The sequence below is a fragment of the Pseudomonas sp. P5_109 genome (genome assembly GCF_034009455.1).
In the GTDB taxonomy this organism is placed as follows: domain Bacteria; phylum Pseudomonadota; class Gammaproteobacteria; order Pseudomonadales; family Pseudomonadaceae; genus Aquipseudomonas.
In genome coordinates this window covers 6,906,381-6,919,707 of record NZ_CP125380.1, presented here as the reverse complement: position 1 = coordinate 6,919,707, position 13,327 = coordinate 6,906,381, and the positions used below count along the sequence as shown (strand labels likewise).

Genomic DNA, 13,327 nt, shown 5'->3' with positions numbered 1-13,327 from the left:
GCATCTTTAGATAGCGCGCTTGAGAACGGAAATTTCACCACTTTCGTTATATCGTAACGAATTGCCATTTAAGCGAAGACTCTCTGGAGTGGTATGCAAGTCGATCTCGATACTGATGAAACGCCGTTAGCCGGGTTGCCGCGCTTTCAGCAGGCGTTCATTCAAGGGCGGCGTTTGCGCCGGTTCGCCATCGGTGCGGGCGTACTCACGACAGTGGGTGTGCTGCTGGCGTTTTTTGCCGGGCTGTTTGCGTCGCAAACACTGTGGCCAGCGTTGCTGTTGAACTTGAGCGCGGCGTTGCTGGTGTTGATGGCGGGTTTGCAATCGGCCTGGGGGGTGTCCCGGTGGCGGGCCCGCGCCATGAATCCGGTCGTGTCCGAGGTCGTTGTCGACGAATCTGTCGCGCCTTCGGGATGGTATGAACGTTTGCTGGACCGCATCAGCCAGAAATCGCAGTACCTGCTCGGGCAAATCGGCGCGCCGACGCTGTGGCTTGGCGGCTGGGCATTGTTGGCGTTGTTGGGTGTCGAACAGGTCTGGAACCTCGCGTTACCCCCGGCGGCACTGGGCCTGACGGCCACTGTCGGTGCCGCGTGTTCCTTACTGCTGGCCTTCGCACTGTTGGTGATGGAGCGTCATCTGGCGCAGGAAAACCCCGCTCAATGGCCGGAAGCCACCGCGTTGGCGCAATTGACACGCGTGGCGATCATCAGCCTGGTCCTCGGTGCCTTTTGCCTGCTGTTTGCCAATGAAACATCGGTTTGGCCCGTACGCCTGGCGGTGTTGATCGGGCTGCTGCCGGGGCTGGTGGCGGCCGAACTGTTGCTGCGTGCAGTGTTGTCTTTGTTCAGCCCGCGCCGCGAGCGTGTTGAGCCCGAGTTGTTGGCGCGCAGTTTTGTCGCCGACATGCTGCGCTGGCCACCCCAGCCATTGCTGGCGTTGCAGCACGAATTGCATAACCGTTTCGGCATCGATCTTCGGCAGATCTGGGCCTTTACTTACATGCGTCGGGCATTGCTGCCGGTGTTGGCGGTGGTTTCGCTGGTTGGCTGGTCCCTGACCGGCATTCACGAAATTGCCCTGCAAGGCCGTGGTATCTACGAGCGATTCGGCAAGCCGGTGGAGGTGTTTGGCCCCGGTTTGCATGTTGGCTTGCCGTGGCCTTTGGGCCGGGTGTTGAGCGTCGAGAATGGCGTGGTACATGAGTTGGCCACCAGTGTTGGCGAAACCACGGCTCCCGCCCAGGCCGACCCCGCCGAAGGCCCGGCCCCGGCGATTGCCAATCGCCTGTGGGACGCCAGCCATGTGAACGACAAATCCCAGGTTATCGCCAGCAGCCGAGCCGACAAGCAGAGCTTTCAGATCGTCAACATGGATGTGCGCTTCGTCTATCGCATCGGTCTGAGCGATCAGGCAGCGCTGGCCGCGACCTATAACAGTGCCGATGTGCCGATGTTGATTCGCAGCACCGCCAGCCGAATCCTGGTTCACGATTTCGCTTCGCGCACCCTCGACGGCTTGCTGGGCGAGGACAGGGTAGGGCTGGCCGACGAAATCGGCCGCGCCGTCCAGGCTGACTTGCAAAAACTCGACAGCGGCGTGGAAATTCTCGCCACGGTGGTCGAGGCGATTCATCCCCCGGCCGGTGCGGCCAACGCCTATCACGGTGTACAAGCGGCGCAGATTGGTGCGCAAGCCTTGATCGCCCGGGAACGCGGCGCCGCTGCCGAGGCCACCAACCAGGCGCAGCTGCAGGCTAGCATCGCCCGCGATCAGGCGACGGCCAGCGCCCGTGAAATCACTGCTGGCGCCGACGCGGCGGACCTGAAATTCAACGCCGAGCAGAAAGCCTATGCCAGCGCTGGCCAGGCCTTCGTGCTGGAGCAGTATTTCAGCCAGTTGTCCCAGGGTTTGGCCAACGCCAAATTGCTGGTTCTCGATCATCGACTGGGCGGCAGCAGCAATGCGCCGACCATCGATCTCCGTACGTTCACGCTGCCGGTTGACCCTGCGCCGTCGCGTAAAACCGCTCAGCCAGGAGCCGCCAATTGAGCCAGTCCCATATTCACGATCACGATGACCACGCTGGCCACGATCACGGCCATGGTGGGCATCACCACGGCCATCACCATCATCACCACGGCGATCCTCAGGAGGCCGGTCCATTTCCATGGCGTCGGATGGGGTGGGCGGCATTGCTGGTGGCGTTTGCGGTTGCCGCCGCGAGCCTGGTGCAGGTGCGTTCGGGGGAAGCCACGGTGATCACGCGCTTCGGCAACCCTTCACGAGTCTTGCTGGAACCGGGACTGGGCTGGCGCTGGCCGGCACCGTTCGAAGCGGCGATCCCGGTGGATCTACGACTGCGCACCACGTCCAGCGGTTTGCAGGATGTGGGCACGCGGGACGGTTTGCGCATCATCGTTCAGGCCTACGTGGCGTGGCAGGTGCAAGGCGACCCGGACAATGTGCAACGTTTCATGCGCGCGGTGCAGAACCAACCTGATGAAGCCGCGCGGCAGATTCGTACCTTTGTCGGCTCCGCACTGGAAACCACCGCCAGCAGTTTTGATCTGGCGAACCTGGTGAATACCGATGCCAGCCAGGTACGCATTGCCGATTTCGAAGCACAACTGCGCAAGCAAATTGATCAGCAGTTGCTCACCACTTATGGCGTGCGCGTGTTGCAGGTCGGCATCGAACGACTGACGCTGCCTTCGGTGACACTCACCGCGACCGTCGACCGGATGCGCGCCGAGCGTGAAACCATCGCCACTGAGCGCACGGCCATCGGCAAGCGTGAAGCCGCGCAAATTCGTTCTGCCGCCGAACGTGATGCGCGAATTGTGCAGGCCGATGCCACGGTGAAAGCGGCAGATATCGAAGCGCAATCGCGCGTCGAAGCCGCGCAGATTTACGGTCGCGCCTACGCGGGATCACCGCAGCTCTACAACCTGTTGCGCTCCCTCGACACCTTGGGCACGGTGGTGACGCCGGGCACCAAGCTGATTTTGCGCACCGACGCGGCACCGTTCCGGGTGTTGGTTGACGGTCCGCCGAGCCTCGACAACAAGTCCGGATCGCAGCCATGAGTTTGGTTCCACGTGGAACAAATGAGTTGAGCAGCCCTTGGATTCAGGCCGGGCGCTTGGCGTTTATTGCCCTGTACGCAGTGACAGTACTGGCGGCGTTGGCGTGGGCGTTTTCCAATGTGCGGCAGATCGATCCACAAAATCGCGCGGTGGTTTTGCATTTCGGTGCGCTGGATCGCATTCAGAATGCCGGGCTGTTACTGGCCTGGCCGCAACCTTTTGAACAGGTGATTTTGTTGCCGGCCGCGGACCGGGTCATCGAGCGTCGGGTGGAAAGTCTGTTACGCAGCGATGCTGCAATACAGGCCGATCGCGTGGCCAGTTTTGCCACGCCCATCAGCGATGCCCTTGCCGGCTCCGGCTATCTGTTAACCGGTGATGCCGGTGTGGTGCAACTCGATGTTCGGGTTTTCTACAAAGTCACCGAACCTTACGCATTCGTGCTTCAAGGCGAACATGTGTTGCCGGCACTGGATCGCTTAGTCACTCGCAGCGCAGTGGCACTCACCGCCGCACGGGATCTGGACACTATCCTGGTCGCTCGCCCGGAATTGATCGGCGCTGACAGTCAGGCGGCGGAACGACGCGAGCGCTTGCGAGGCGATCTGGTGCAGGGCATCAACCAGCGTCTTGCTGAACTCACGGCGACGGGGCAGGGACTGGGGATCGAAGTGGCGCGGGTCGATGTGCAATCGAGCTTGCCCAGTCCGGCGGTGAACGCTTTCAACGCGGTACTGACGGCCAGCCAGCAAGCCGATAAATCCGTCGCCAATGCGCGCACTGAAGCCGAGAAGCTGACGCAGACTGCCAACGAACAAGCCGACCGCACGCTGCAGGTAGCCCATGCCCAGGCGAGTGAACGACTGGCCAAAGCGTCAGCTGACACGGCCACGGTGTTGAGCCTGGCCAAGGCACAACAGCAAGGCACTGATCCGCAAATGTTGCTGCGGATTTACCGTGAGCGCATGCCGAAAATTCTCGGCCAGGCCGGATCGGTCACTACGGTCGATCCCAAAGACGATTCCCGCCTGATCATTCAGGGAGCTGCACAATGACTGCTCAAACCGCCGCTGCACCGAGCCTGTTGTCTTCGGCCGAACAGCGCCGCGCCGCGCGTCAACTGACACTGGCCATGCTCGCGTTGGGCCTTCTTGCGCTCGGCTTGATCTGGCGATGGCTGGCGCCGGAGCAAACGGGTGTCAGTCAATTGTTGCTTGGGTTTGCCTCGTTGCTGGTCGCTGTGCCAGTCATGCGTTCGGCCTGGTACAGCCTGCGTTATCCGAGCCTGCACGGCATTACCGATCAATTGATTGCCCTGGCCATGCTGGGTGCGTGGGCTACCGGGGACCTGCTGACGGCGGCGCTGTTGCCGATCATCATGATCTTCGGCCACGTGCTGGAGGAGCGCAGCGTGATCGGCTCCCAGGAAGCCATTCACGCCCTCGGCAAACTGACCCGCAGTCACGCACGCAAGGTGCAGGCGGACGGCTCCATCATCGAAGTCGACAACGGCACGCTCAAGGCCGGCGATCTGGTCGAGGTGCGGGCCGGTGACCGGGTGCCGGCGGATGGCCGGGTGTTGTCCGGTCAGGCAAGTCTGGACACCGCCTCCATAACCGGCGAATCGGTACCGATGGAGGCGGGCGTCGGCATGTCGGTGTTTGGCGGGGCGATCAACCTCGACGGTCTGCTGCGAATCGAAGTGACCCGCACAGGCCAGGAATCGACCCTCGGCAAAGTCATCGCGCTGATGCAGAACGCCGAACGTTCGAAGCCGCCAATCACTCGTCTGCTGGAGCGTTACGCCGGCAGCTATATGGTGCTGGTGTTGCTGCTGGCGGCCGTAACCTGGTTCATCACCAACAACGCGCAGGCGATGCTCGCGGTGTTGGTGGCGGCCTGTCCTTGTGCACTGGTGTTGTCGGCACCGGCCACGGCAATTGCCGGGGTGGCGGTAGCGGCACGCCACGGGATTCTGATCCGCAGCTCTGCCTTCCTCGAAGAGTTGGCGGACCTGACTTCGCTGGTGGTCGACAAGACCGGAACGCTGACCTTCGGCACCCTGCGCCTGCAATCCATCGACAGTCCGCTGGAGGATCGCAGCCATGTCCTGGCGCTCGCTGCCAGCCTTGGTTCGGCCAGCAGTCACCCGGTCAGCCGAGCGCTCGCGGGGTTGGTGACCCAGGAGCATTTCCTGCTGCTGTCTGACATTCATGAGCGCCAGGGTCTGGGTGTGGTGGCGATGACCGGGCAGGGCGAAGCGGCGCTTGGCCGGCCGGAGTTGTTCGCGCAATTGGGCATCAGCACAACGGCGGTTCCCGATCACGACGGTCCGATTGCCGGGCTCGCGCTCAATGGTGAATTCCTCGCGTGGCTGTTGTTGGCCGACAGCGTCAAACCCGAAGCGCAGTTTGCCTTGGGTGAATTGCGCGACCTCGGATTGGGTCGTCAGTTGTTGCTCACCGGTGACCGGCACAGCGTTGCGCAAACGCTCGCCCGGGATGTCGGGATCAGCGACGTCGAAGCGCAAGCCCTGCCCGAAGACAAGCTGAACCGCGTGCTCAAGGAAATCGACAGCGGCTTCCGGCCGATGGTGGTCGGCGATGGCATCAACGACTCCCTGGCCCTCAAGGCTGGCGTGGTCGGTGTGGCCATGGGCGCAGGCGGTGCAGACATCGCCCTGGCATCGGCAGACATCGTGTTGATCGGCAGCGACCTGCGCCGCCTCGGCACCTGCGTGCGCCTGAGTCGGCAGTGCCGCCAGACATTGCAGGTCAACGTGATCATCGGCCTGGGCTGGACCCTGGCCATTGTGGCCTTCGCCGCGTTCGGCTGGCTCGGTGCTGCCGGGGCGATGATTGCGGCATTGCTGCATAACCTCAGCACCTTGTTGGTGTTGGGTAATGCCGGTCGTTTGCTGCGGTTTCAGGAGCCGTTGCTCAAGCTCAAGGACGAAGTTTGAAGGCGAATGCTCTAAATCGGGCAATCACGGGGTTTCAAATTTTTAGAACTGTGCGCCCGGTTCGTAGTCATTGGAAATGAGGGCACATCATTTTGTGCATTCGCGGCGGCAAGTCTAGGCGTCGCGAATCATTGAAAATGGCTATTAATTCGATAGCCAGCTATTTTTCAAAGATGGTCTACCCTCTGTTCAGACGTCTGAAACAAGGGGGTTATCCATGCTCGCGCAACTACCACCGGCCTTACAGAATCTGCAATTACCGCTTCGCTTGAGACTCTGGGACGGCCATGAATTCAATCTGGGGCCGACGCCTAGCGTCACGATTGTGGTCAAGGACCCGCAAATGGTCACCCAGTTTACCCACCCAAGCTTGGATGCCCTCGGCGCTGCATTTGTCGAAGGCAAGCTGGAACTTGAAGGCTCCATCAGCGACGTGATCCGCGTCTGTGATGAATGGAGCCAGGCGTTGCTGAATGAGGACGACGACAATCAGCCTGTTCGCAGCGCCCACGATAAAGAGATGGACGCCAAGGCGATTTCCTACCACTACGACCTGTCCAACGAGTTCTATCAACTGTGGCTCGACAGCGACATGGCGTACTCCTGCGCTTACTTCGAGACTGGCAGTGAAAGCCTTGAACAGGCCCAGCAAGCCAAGTTCCGTCATCTGTGCCGCAAGCTGCGCCTGCAGCCCGGCGAGTATTTGCTGGATGTGGGTTGCGGTTGGGGTGGATTGGCGCGTTTTGCGGCGCGCGAGTTTGGCGCGAAAGTGTTCGGTATCACCCTCAGCAAAGAGCAGTTGGCCCTGGCCCGGGAACGCGTTAAAGCGGAGGGCCTGGAGGACCTGATCGAACTGCAACTGCTCGACTATCGCGACCTGCCGCAGGATGGTCGTTTTGACAAAGTAGTCAGCGTCGGCATGTTCGAACACGTCGGCCACGCCAATCTGGCCGAGTACTGCAAGACCCTGTTCGGCGCGGTGAAAGAGGGCGGCCTGGTGATGAACCACGGGATTACGGCCAAGTACACCGACGGCCGTCCGGTGGGACGCGGTGCCGGTGACTTCATCGAGAAATACGTGTTCCCCAACGGCGAACTGCCGCACCTGTCGATGATCTCTGCGGAGATCAGTGAGGCCGGGCTGGAAATCGTCGACGTCGAAAGCTTGCGCCTGCACTACGCGCGCACCCTCGATCACTGGAGCGAACGCCTGGAAGACAATCTGGAAGCGGCTTCCAAACTGGTACCGGAACAAGCCCTGCGCATCTGGCGGCTGTACCTGGCCGGTTGCGCCTACGCGTTCGCGCGCGGCTGGATCAACCTGCACCAGATTCTCGCGGTGAAGGCCCACGCCGATGGCAGTCATGAACTGCCTTGGACCCGCGACGATATCTATCTCTAAAGAATCGGTGAAATAAGCCGGGCGACCCGCATGCCGACCTGTTGGACGCGGCGGGTGTCCCGGCCTTCTTCTTTGGCGATTTCGTGGGCATTGGCGAAGTCATCGTTGAGCATCTGTTCCACCTCGGCGGCGAACGCGCTGTCGACGGTCAGCAACATCACTTCGAAATTCAGCCGGAACGAACGGTTGTCCATATTGGCGCTGCCGATGGCGCTGATTTCGCTATCGATCAACACCACTTTCTGGTGCAGGAAGCCGGGTTGGTAACGGAATACCCGTACACCCGCGCGCACCGCCTCGAAGGCATAGAGGCTGGAGGCGGCGTAGACGATTCGATGGTCGGGCCGTGACGGCAACAACAGGCGCACATCTACACCGCGCAATACCGCCAGGCGCAACGCAGCGAATACGGCTTCGTCGGGGATGAAATACGGGCTGGTTATCCACACCCGTTCGGTCGCTGCATGGATGGCTTCGACAAAGAACAATGAACAGGTTTCGTAGGCATCGGCCGGTCCGCTGGCGAGGAGTTGGCACAGCACGCCGTCCTCCGGATAAACCTCGGGCAGGATCAGCGGCGGCAGTGCACGAGCGACCCAGAACCAGTCTTCGGCGAAAGACTCCTGCATGCACGCCACCACTGGCCCGCGTACTTGTACGTGGGTATCGCGCCAGGGGGCCAGGGGTGGTTTCTCGCCCATGTATTCGTCACCGACGTTGTGCCCGCCGACGAAGCCGATAATGCCGTCCACCACCACTATCTTGCGGTGGTTGCGGAAGTTCACCTGAAAGCGATTGAGCCAGCCACTGCGAGTGGCAAAGGCTTTGACCTCGACTCCGCCATCGCGCAAGGCCTGCACGTAGCCGTGGGGCAGGGAGTGGCTGCCAATTCGGTCATACAACAGGTAAATCGCCACGCCTTCGGCGGCTTTCTTCAACAGCAGGGTTTGCAGGCGTTGGCCGAGGCGGTCGTCGTGAACGATGAAAAACTGGATCAGTACGGCTTCTTTCGCCTGGCTGATGGCCTCGAAAATGGCCTCGAACGTCGACTGGCCGTTGATCAACAGCCGCATCTCGTTATTGGCCAGGCACGGCATGCGTCCGAGCTTGGGCATCGCCCTGAGTGAGGCATACGCCGAGGAGGCGCGGGCAGTGAGTGCTTCTTCCACCCAGGGTCGCCAGTTGAGTTCGGAAACGGCCTTGCGCATCTCCTCGTTCGCCTGCCGCCGGGCCTTGATGTAGCCATCGAATGTGCTGCGGCCGAACACCAGGTAGGGGATCAGCGTGAAATAAGGGATGAAAAACAGCGACAGGGCCCAGGCGATAGAGCCTTGGGCGGTACGGACGGTCAACACGGCGTGTATGGCCGCGATCATGCCCAGCGAGTGCAACAGGGCGATGGTATAACCGAAAATATGCGGTCCGAAGTAATCCATGGGGGCTGCCTTGCTCCTGAAGATTCAGTGCTTAACAGACCATGTTCCGTGCAGAATGTCGCTAATTAATTGGCCCATGAACCGAAGCCTGCGGCTGACGTCTAACGGCCACTACTGATCAGGAGTTACTCGATGAACGTTCGTCTGCTGGGTTTGGCCATGGCACTGGGTTTGGCACTTCCTGTGGCGGCTCATGCGCAAATGCTGCAACCGGGATTGTGGGAGCTGACCACGAGCAACATGAAGGTCGATGAGCAGAATATGCCCGACCTGCAATTGATCCTCGGGCAGCTCCAGAGCCAGATGACCCCTGAGCAGCGTGCAATGCTGGAAAAACAGGGCATCACCATGGGCGGCAAAGGGATCCGGGCGTGCCTGACCCCGGAGCAGGTCAAGACCGACAACATTCCGCTGACCGATCCGCAGTCGGGCTGCAAACAGGAAATCACCGATCGCTCCGGCAATCAGTGGAAGTTCCGCTTCAGCTGCCCGAAAGCCCAGGGTGCGGGCGTGGCGACATTCCTCAGCGATCGTGAATTCACCACCAAGGTCAACGGGACGTTCAATGCTACCGGCATTCAGCAGAAGGGCAGCCTCGAATCCCGTGCGGTCTGGTTGGGGCAGGATTGCGGCACTGTGAAGCCGCGAGCCTAAAATTTTAAAAGCTTCGCGAGCCAGCCCGCTCCCACACTGGATCTATGGCGTTCACAAAACCAGTGTGTGGGCTTGCTCGCGAAGGCGTCCTTCCAGCCGTCCTAGATCCCCGGCTGACTCAACCACTCACAAGCCGCCTCGACAGCCATCCGGCCAAAATCCTCCCCCGTGCGACTGCGCACACTGACAAACCCCCCAGCCTGTTCTTTTTCGCCAACCACCACTAGGTAAGGCACCGTCTGGCTGTGCTGGCGAATCTTGTAGCGGACTTTTTCGTTACGCAGGTCGGCCTTGGCGCGCACGCCTCGTTGGCGCAAGGAATCGGTCACCGCTTGCGCATAAGTCGCCTGACGGTCATCCATGCTCACGACGACCACGTGGGGCGGAACGCTCCATTGTTGCAGTTCCTGGTGGCTGGACCAGCAGGTGCCGTAGATCCGTTGTTGCAGTGTGCCGCTGATGTGATCGAGGGCAAACGCCTGCAAGACCTTGGTGGTGGGGACATGCGGTCCATGGCTCTGGTACTCGGTGTCCCCCAGTCGATACAGCGGAATCTCTTCACGATGAGGTCGGCGGCGGATCGAGTGATTGGTCGCAGCCAGTGATTGCATGCGCGCTTCGATGAGGGGCAAGTCAGCCGGAGTCAGGGGGCGCTCGACGGAAAACTCGTAAAAGAAACCATCGCCCAACTCCTTGCCCGCGCGCATTTGTGCATGCGGGTGGAGTTGCTTGACCGCCATGGCCAGCATCAAGGCACAGGAGCGGCGAAGGATCTCCAGGCCGTCCGGCTCCCGGGGGGTGACAATGCTGACCCGGGCATCCGCCTCGATCATGTATTCGCAGTCCACCAGTACACCATTGACCCGGCCCGCTACGGCAGCGCTGGCCAGGTCAGGGCCGATGCTGGCGGCCACTTCATGTACGGACAGCGGTTGGTCGTACTCACGCAATGAACCATCGGGCAAGGTGATCTGGATCATGGTCGGCGTACTCATGTGCTTCTAACGAGCTTTATCGCATAAACCGTAGGGGCAAACCTTGGCAGCTGTCATTTAGACGTTTGTCGTGCCAGGCAATTTGCCCCGACACGATCGTGGTGCTGACGCTGTGTCGAAAGCTGCGGCGGGCGAAGGGTGTCCAGCCGCACTGCGACAGGATCGGTTGCGTGGAAACGGCAACGCCGCCAGGTTCAGGTTTGATCAGCACCAGATCTGCCCAATAGCCCTCTCGAAGATAACCGCGATCGGGAATGGCGAACAGGTCTGCGACACGGTGACTGGTTTTTGCCACCAGCGTAGTGATCGGCAAAATCTGCTCCGCGACCAGTTCCAACAGCGCGGGCAGCGCGTGTTGTACCAGCGGCAGACCGGACGGTGCCTGCCAGTAGGGTTGCTGCTTTTCCGACCAGGTGTGCGGCGCGTGGTCGCTGCCGATGATGTCCAGCCGGTTGCTCGACAGGGCCTGGCGCAGGGCATCGCGGTCAGCTTGTGTCTTGATCGCCGGGTTGCATTTGATCTGGTTGCCAAGGTCAGGGTAGTCGCGATCATCGAACAGCAAATGATGCAGGCAGACTTCAGCGGTGATGCGTTTATGAGGCAGTGGCTTGTCCTCGAACAAGGCCAGTTCCCGAGCCGTTGTCTGGTGCAGCACGTGCAGGCGAGTGCCATGTGTTCTCGCCAGGTCGACCGCCATTGACGATGAGCGAAAGCACGCTTGGGCATCGCGGATCAGTGGATGAGCGGCCGGAGGGGGGGAGTCGCCAAAGTGCTCTCTGAATTTGGCCGCGTTGGATTCGATGCTGGGCGTGTGCTCGCAGTGGGCAAGTAGCAAGGTCGGCACTTCGGCGAAGAGCCGCTCGAGAATGCGTGGGTCGTCCACCAGCATGTTGCCGGTGGAGGCGCCCATGAACACTTTTACCCCGGCCACTTCACAAGGCTTGAGCGCGGCGACGGTGTCGAGGTTGTCGTTGCTCACGCCAAAATGAAAGCCGTAGTTGGCCACGGAATTGATCGCCGCGCGGCGCTTCTTGTCCGCCAGTGCATCGAGGGTCAGGGTCGGCGGGCTGGTGTTCGGCATGTCCATGAAGCTGGTGATGCCACCCGCCACCGCGGCCCGGGATTCGGTGTAGATGCTGCCCTTGTCGGGCGCGCCAGGATCGCGAAAATGCACCTGGTCGTCGATCATGCCGGGCAGCAGCCACTGGCCCTTGGCATCGAGCTCCACCTTGGCATTTTCATCGTGAATGCTGCGTGCGATTTTCACGATACGGCCGTTGCTCACCAGCAGATCGCCCTCGAACACACGGCCTTCGTTCACCAGCCGGGCATTGCGAATCAGCACGCTACTCATGGTCAGAACTCGTTTTGCTGGGCTTTGTAGCCGCGCACCAGATCGACGTTGGTGCGCGCCACATCTTCGGAAAACTCCGAGGCACTGACGCTCACCGGCGGGTATTGCGAGAGGTCGGTGTTGGGGCCGATCCGTGTGGTGGAGGGCACGTAGAACGCCTCAGGCAGATCGCGCCCGTCGACCACCGAGTTGTGCCGCACCACGCAACCGTCACCGACCACGCAGTTGAATAGCACGCTGTTGAAACCGATGAACACCCGATTGCCCACGGTGCAGGGGCCGTGGACGATCGAGCGGTGGGCGATGGAACTGAATTCGCCGATGGTCACCGCGGCACCCGATTTGGAGTGGATCACCACACCGTCCTGGATGTTCGAGTTGGCACCGATGGTGATCGGCTGCATGTCACCTGAGTCATCGACTTCGTCAGCGCGGATCACCGCGTAGGGCCCGACGAACACGTTCTCGCCAATCACCACTTTGCCGCAGATGATCGCCGTCTTGTCGACATAGGCCGACTCGGCAATCAGCGGTATATCTCCGGAAGGATTCTTGCGGATCATGGCTGGCTCAACGCGTTGTACAGGGTGTTGAGGTTGTACTCGAACAACCCGGTGAAGGTGCTGGCCGGACCGCTCGCCGCGAGCGCATCGGAGTACAAAGTGCCGCCGATCTGCGCGCCGCTTTCATCGGCGATCTGCTTGAGCAGGCGCGCGTCCTTGATGTTTTCCATGAACACCGCCTTGACCTTGGCCTGGCGAATCTGGGTGATCAGGGCGGCTACTTCCCCGGCTGAAGGTTCGCGCTCGGTGGACAGGCCTTGAGGCGCCATGAACTCGATGCCGTAGGCTTGGCCGAGATAACCGAAGGCGTCATGGGACGTCACTATCTTGCGGTTGCCCGGTGGCAGCGAGCCGAGTTTGGCCTTGGCTTCGGCGAGCAGGGCGTAGACCTGTTTCAGATACGCCTTGCTGTTGCGCTCGTAGTCGGCGGTGTTCGCCGGGTCAGCGGCGATCAGCGCCTTGGTGATGTTGGCGATGTACAACTCGGTGTTCGCCAGGTTATGCCAGGCATGCGGGTCGGGAACGTTTTCGCCGTCTTCATCCAGGCTACGCGGTATGACACCGTGGCTCGCGCTGATGACCGGCGCACGGGTCTCTGTGCTCGTCACCAGGCGATCGAGCCAGGGCTCGAAACCCAGGCCGTTCTTGATGATGAGCCTGGCTTTGAGCAGTGCCTTGGCGTCGTCCGGTGTCGGCTCGTAGGTGTGGGCATCCGCGTCCGGGCCGACCATGTTGGTGATCTGGACATGATCCTTGCCGACCTGTCGGGTCATGTCGGCCAAGATGCTGAAGCTGGTGACCACCTGAAGTTTTTCGGCGGCAGACAGCGACATCGACACCATCAAGCTGAACAGCACGAGTAAAGCGCGCAT

Annotated in this window: 11 protein-coding genes; 6 read left to right on the top strand and 5 right to left on the bottom strand. The window is 61.0% G+C overall.

Features of this window, described 5'->3' with window-relative positions; genetic code table 11:
• Positions 1–93 precede the first annotated feature (93 nt).
• The 5 genes from hflK (QMK54_RS30945) (at position 94) to cfaB (ending at position 7,453) form a co-directional block, all read left to right on the top strand.
• Positions 94–2,052, top strand: a complete 1,959-nt coding sequence (gene hflK, locus QMK54_RS30945) for a protease modulator HflK (RefSeq protein ID WP_223590136.1) — start codon at positions 94–96, stop codon at positions 2,050–2,052.
• Positions 2,049–3,089, top strand: a complete 1,041-nt coding sequence (hflC, locus tag QMK54_RS30940; protein WP_413787355.1) for a protease modulator HflC — start codon at positions 2,049–2,051, stop codon at positions 3,087–3,089. Before hflK (QMK54_RS30945) ends, hflC begins: the two co-directional genes overlap by 4 nt.
• Complete coding sequence (hflK, locus tag QMK54_RS30935; protein ID WP_223590131.1) at positions 3,086–4,144, top strand: protease modulator HflK; 1,059 nt, start codon at positions 3,086–3,088, stop codon at positions 4,142–4,144. The genes hflC and hflK (QMK54_RS30935) overlap by 4 nt, the downstream gene beginning before the upstream one ends.
• Complete coding sequence (locus QMK54_RS30930; protein WP_110657715.1) at positions 4,141–6,051, top strand: heavy metal translocating P-type ATPase; 1,911 nt, start codon at positions 4,141–4,143, stop codon at positions 6,049–6,051. Before hflK (QMK54_RS30935) ends, QMK54_RS30930 begins: the two co-directional genes overlap by 4 nt.
• A 217-nt stretch (positions 6,052–6,268) precedes the next feature.
• The gene (gene cfaB / locus QMK54_RS30925) at positions 6,269–7,453 is read left to right on the top strand and encodes a C17 cyclopropane fatty acid synthase CfaB (protein WP_110657713.1); all 1,185 of its coding nucleotides are present in this window, start codon (positions 6,269–6,271) and stop codon (positions 7,451–7,453) included.
• Here cfaB and cls read toward each other — a convergent pair.
• Entirely contained in the window at positions 7,450–8,889 is a 1,440-nt protein-coding gene (gene cls, locus QMK54_RS30920) for a cardiolipin synthase (RefSeq protein WP_110657711.1), read from the bottom strand. The genes cfaB and cls overlap by 4 nt on opposite strands.
• A gap of 132 nt (positions 8,890–9,021) precedes the next feature.
• Here cls and QMK54_RS30915 point away from each other — a divergent pair, with 132 nt between their 5' ends.
• On the top strand, positions 9,022–9,543 hold the full coding sequence (locus QMK54_RS30915) for a DUF3617 domain-containing protein (protein WP_103396008.1): 522 nt from the start codon (positions 9,022–9,024) through the stop codon (positions 9,541–9,543).
• Between the two features lie 101 nt (positions 9,544–9,644).
• Here QMK54_RS30915 and QMK54_RS30910 read toward each other — a convergent pair whose 3' ends face one another.
• The 4 genes from QMK54_RS30910 to QMK54_RS30895 are packed head-to-tail and all read right to left on the bottom strand — an operon-like array spanning position 9,645 to position 13,327.
• Positions 9,645–10,523, bottom strand: coding sequence for a His/Gly/Thr/Pro-type tRNA ligase C-terminal domain-containing protein (locus tag QMK54_RS30910; RefSeq protein ID WP_110657709.1), 879 nt, complete (start codon positions 10,521–10,523; stop codon positions 9,645–9,647).
• A gap of 31 nt (positions 10,524–10,554) precedes the next feature.
• Positions 10,555–11,892, bottom strand: a complete 1,338-nt coding sequence (locus QMK54_RS30905) for a dihydroorotase (RefSeq protein WP_320401823.1) — start codon at positions 11,890–11,892, stop codon at positions 10,555–10,557.
• A 2-nt stretch (positions 11,893–11,894) separates the two neighbouring features.
• Positions 11,895–12,455 carry a carbonate dehydratase gene (locus tag QMK54_RS30900; protein WP_320401822.1) on the bottom strand — a complete coding sequence of 187 codons (561 nt, stop codon included), beginning with the start codon at positions 12,453–12,455 and terminating at the stop codon, positions 11,895–11,897.
• Positions 12,452–13,327, bottom strand: coding sequence for a metal ABC transporter substrate-binding protein (locus QMK54_RS30895; RefSeq protein ID WP_320401821.1), 876 nt, complete (start codon positions 13,325–13,327; stop codon positions 12,452–12,454). Before QMK54_RS30895 ends, QMK54_RS30900 begins: the two co-directional genes overlap by 4 nt.

Bases quoted from the DNA above. Each gene is read 5' to 3' on its own strand.
- cls (WP_110657711.1), bottom strand. From the start codon at position 8,889: ATGGATTACTTCGGACCGCATATTTTCGGTTATACCATCGCCCTGTTG.
- cfaB (WP_110657713.1), top strand. From the start codon at position 6,269: ATGCTCGCGCAACTACCACCGGCCTTACAGAATCTGCAATTACCGCTT.
- QMK54_RS30915 (WP_103396008.1), top strand. From the start codon at position 9,022: ATGAACGTTCGTCTGCTGGGTTTGGCCATGGCACTGGGTTTGGCACTT.
- QMK54_RS30905 (WP_320401823.1), bottom strand. From the start codon at position 11,892: ATGAGTAGCGTGCTGATTCGCAATGCCCGGCTGGTGAACGAAGGCCGT.
- QMK54_RS30910 (WP_110657709.1), bottom strand. From the start codon at position 10,523: ATGATCCAGATCACCTTGCCCGATGGTTCATTGCGTGAGTACGACCAA.
- QMK54_RS30930 (WP_110657715.1), top strand. From the start codon at position 4,141: ATGACTGCTCAAACCGCCGCTGCACCGAGCCTGTTGTCTTCGGCCGAA.
- hflK (WP_223590131.1), top strand. From the start codon at position 3,086: ATGAGTTTGGTTCCACGTGGAACAAATGAGTTGAGCAGCCCTTGGATT.
- QMK54_RS30895 (WP_320401821.1), bottom strand. From the start codon at position 13,327: ATGCGCGCTTTACTCGTGCTGTTCAGCTTGATGGTGTCGATGTCGCTG.
- QMK54_RS30900 (WP_320401822.1), bottom strand. From the start codon at position 12,455: ATGATCCGCAAGAATCCTTCCGGAGATATACCGCTGATTGCCGAGTCG.
- hflK (WP_223590136.1), top strand. From the start codon at position 94: ATGCAAGTCGATCTCGATACTGATGAAACGCCGTTAGCCGGGTTGCCG.